The following is a 3,239-nucleotide window of genomic DNA, read 5'->3' as shown; positions in this document are numbered from 1 at the left end:
TTCGACGCACCGTCCTGGTTGATCGCCGAACCCCGCACCACCGCCAGCACCTGATGACCCAGCCGACGCGCGTCCGACAACCGCTCCAGCAGCAGGACGCCGACGCCTTCGCCCCAGCCCGTGCCGTCGGCGCCGGCCGCGAAGGGCTTGCAGCGGCCGTCGGGGGCCAGGCCACGCTGACGGCTGAACTCGATGAAGTTGCGCATGCTGGCCATGACGGTGACGCCCCCCGCGACCGCCATCGAGCACTCGCCTGAGCGCAGCGCCCGGACCGCGAGATGGAGGGCGACCAGCGAGGAGGAGCACATCGTGTCGAGGCTGACGGCCGGTCCCTCGAACCCGAAGCTGTAGGAGATGCGGCCTGACAGCACGGCGGCGGATCCGCCGGTCAGCAGGTGTCCTTCGATGCCCTCGGGCGCGCGGGCGCCGTCGGGCGCGTAGGCCTGGTTGCTGGCGCCGACGAACACACCGGTGGAGCTGCCCCGCAGCGTCGTGGGGTCGATGCCGGCCCGTTCGAACGCCTCCCAGGTGGTTTCCAGCAGCAGTCGCTGCTGCGGGTCCATCGCGGTCGCCTCACGCGGCGAGATCTCGAAGAACCCGGCGTCGAACTCGGCCGCGTCGTGCAGGAAGGCGCCCTGGCGGACGTAGCTGGTGCCGATGCGCTCCGGGTCGGGGTCGTACAGCGCCTCGATGTCCCAGCCACGGTCGGTCGGCAGGTCCGAGACGGTGTCGACGCCGTCGGCGACGATCCGCCACAGGTCCTCCGGGCTGCGCACTCCACCGGGCATGTGACAGGCGGTGGCCACGATGGCTATGGGCTCGTGCGCCCGCGTCTCCAGGTCGGTGAGCCTGTGACGGGTCTGTCGCAGGTCCGTGGTGACGCGCTTGAGGTAGTCCCGCAGCTTGTCCTCGGTGTTGTGCGTGTTGGCCATGCCAGTCAGCCCTTCGAGAATCGGGAAGTCGTGTCGGGGGTGCGCTCAGGAGATCCCGAGTTCCTTGTCGATCAGGTCGAACATGTCCTGGTCGGAGGCGCCGACCAGTTCCTCGTCCACGGTCGCGGGGGTGGGTGCGCCGGCGGGCGCCGCCCAGGAGTCGAGCAGGCCGCGCAGCGCCCCGGCGAGTTCCGCCCTGGCGACCGGGTCCGAGGCGGCGCGGTAGGCCGCCTCGATCCCCTTCAGCCGGGGGTCGAGCGCGCTGTCGCGGTCGTCCTCGGGGAAGAGCTCGTCGCCCAGATGGTCGGCGAGGGCCTGCGGCGTCGGGTGGTCGAAGACGAGCGTCGCGGAGAGCTTGGCGCCGAGTGCGGAACCGAGCCGGTTGCGCAGCTCGACAGCGGTCAGGGAATCGAATCCCATGTCCCGGAAGGCCCGGCCGGGCTTGACCACGTCGGCGGCCGCGGAGCCGAGGACCGCGCCCGCGTGCGTCCGGACCAGCTCGGCGAGCCGGCGCTTGCGCTTGGCGGCCGGCAGCGCGGCCAGTTCGCCGCGGAGCCCGTCGGCCACTGTGCTCGCGTCCGCCGTGTGCCCGGCAGCCCCTTCGGCGTTCTGCGCGGCCCGCAGGGCCTGGACGTCGGGGATCTCGTCGATCAGCGGGCGGGGCCCGTGGGCGCAGTACGCGGGCACGAACCGGTCCCAGCGGATGTCCGCCACGACGACGGCGGTCTCGTCCGCCGCCACCGATTCGCGCAGGGCTCGCACGGCGAGCGCCGGCTCCATCGCGGGCACTCCGCGCCGCGCCAGCTGCTCGCCGACCTCGGCGTCGACCATGCCGCCGCCGGCCCAGGCGCCCCACGCGACGGACGTGGCGGGCAGACCGGCGGCGCGTCGCCGTTCGGCGAGCGCGTCGAGGTGGGCGTTGGCCGCCGCGTACGGCCCCTGGCCGCCGTTGCCCCAGACGCCGGCTCCGGAGGAGAAGAGCACGAAGGCGTCCAACGGGCGTGCGCCCAGCAGCTCGTGCAGGTTCTCGGCGCCCACGACCTTGGCGTGCATCAGCTCGACGGCCTCGGCGGCGTCGATCTCCGTGAGCGGCCGCGCGCGGTCGACGGCGCCCGCGGTGTGGACGACGGCGGTCAGGGGGGTCTCCTCCGGGATGCCCCGCATGACAGCGGCAAGCGCGGCGCGGTCGGCCACGTCGCAAGCGGCGATGGTCACCGAACATCCGAGGTCGGTCAGTTCGCGCTCCAGCTCCGCCGCCCCCGGCGCGTCGGGACCGCGCCGGCTGGTCAGCACCAGGTGCTCCGCGCCCTCGCGGGCGAGATCCCTGGCCACATGGGCGCCGAGCGCGCCGGTGCCTCCGGTGATGAGTACGGCGCCTCGCGGCTTCCACACCGGCGCCTCGGCGGAGCCGGCGAGCGGTGAACGCACCATCCTCCGCACGCGCACTCCCCGCGGTCCCGGCCGGAGCGCGAACTCGCTCTCTCCGCCGGACGCCTCGCCTGCCGCAAGCAGCGCGGGCAGCTGCGCAGGCAGCTCGGCGCCGCCGTCCGCCGGGAGGTCCACCAGTCCGCCGGACCGCTCGGGATCGTCCAGCGCGGCCACCCGGAGCAGACCCCACGCGGCGGCCTGGCCGGCGACCGGCTCGTCCTCTCCGTCGACGGCGACGGCTCCACGCGTCAGTGACCACAGTCCGGCGTGGATCGCGTTGTCCGCGAGGGCCTGGCTCAAGGCCAGGGAGCCGAGCACTCCCCTGGTGACGCCCGGGCTGCGCTCGTCCGGTGCGTCATCCATCGCCAGCAGCGACAGCACGCCGGCGGGGCCGTCCCCCGGTTTCACAGCGGCTTCCAGCAGTTCGGCGACGACCGTCCGGTCCGCCCGCTCCGGCACCACGACCACGACGACTCGCGTGGCGTCCTCCAGAACGCGTCGCGTCCGGACCGTCACGTCGTCGTTCGACAGGTCTTCGGGGATGACGAGGAGCCAGGTCCCGTCGAGCGCAGCCCCTTCAGCGAGCCGGTAGGGCCGCCACGCCACCCGGTATCGCCAGCTGTCCAGCTTCGCCCGGCCCTGCCGCCCCCGACGCCAGGCCGACAACGCCGGCAGGACATCGCCCAGACCACCGGCCCCGTCCAACCCGAGCGTGCCCGCCAGCCCTTCGAGGTCGCCTTCCTCGACGGTCCGCCAGAACTCCTCCTCCACCGGATCCGCGCCCACCGCCGGCTTCGGCGCCTCCAGCCAGTAGCGGTCGCGCTGGAACGCATACGTCGGCAACTCCACCCGACACGGCGACAACCCCTCGAACACCGG

2 protein-coding genes are annotated in these 3,239 nt (G+C 73.7%); both read right to left on the bottom strand.

All coding sequences use genetic code 11. From position 1 onward, the window contains the following. Positions 1–932: beta-ketoacyl synthase N-terminal-like domain-containing protein (locus ABT300_RS42605; protein ID WP_351688136.1), on the bottom strand; the 932-nt coding region annotated here is incomplete at its 3' end. A gap of 45 nt (positions 933–977) precedes the next feature. Beyond that, on the bottom strand, positions 978–3,239 hold a 2,262-nt coding region (locus ABT300_RS42600), incomplete at its 5' end, for an SDR family NAD(P)-dependent oxidoreductase (RefSeq protein ID WP_351688133.1).

It is taken from the genome of Streptomyces sp. NPDC001027 (assembly GCF_040299045.1).
In the GTDB taxonomy this organism is placed as follows: Bacteria; Actinomycetota; Actinomycetes; order Streptomycetales; family Streptomycetaceae; genus Streptomyces.
This window is presented reverse-complemented; position numbering and strand designations above follow the sequence as displayed.